At 44.3% G+C, this 409-nt stretch carries 1 pseudogene; it reads left to right on the top strand.

Annotated features, from left to right (window positions below):
• Positions 1 to 108: 108 nt before the first annotated feature.
• Positions 109 to 409: pseudogene (locus AABK37_RS41950) on the top strand (hypothetical protein); the annotation flags it as partial.

The following is a 409-nucleotide window of genomic DNA, read 5'->3' as shown; positions in this document are numbered from 1 at the left end:
GTAAGAATATCAGATAGTGCCGCAATCATAGCCGACTCACAGGGCAGAGGTGACGGTAGCAAAATTGCCATTAATGCTGCCAAAGTGACGGTATCTGATGGTGCGACCATGACAGCAAACACTTTTGGACAGGGAAATGCAGGCAGTATCGCAATTACCGCTACTGATGACATCTCAATAAATGGCAACAACACAATTTTAGGTAGTAGCCAATCATTAAAGGATGCTACAGGTAACGGTGGCACGATTAACTTGAATGCACCAAAAGTGATGATATCTGGTGGTGCTAACTTAATTGCCCATACCTTTGGACAGGGAAATGCAGGTAATATCGCGATCGCAGCGTCGGATGATATTTCTATAAATGGCAACAACACAGCTTTGAGTAGCCAAGTGTTTCCTGATGCAG

This window comes from Tolypothrix sp. VBCCA 56010 (assembly GCF_050875635.1).
GTDB lineage: Bacteria > Cyanobacteriota > Cyanobacteriia > Cyanobacteriales > Nostocaceae > Hassallia.
The sequence above is the reverse complement of the archived record's forward strand: the minus strand, read 5'-3'. Positions and strand labels throughout refer to the sequence as shown.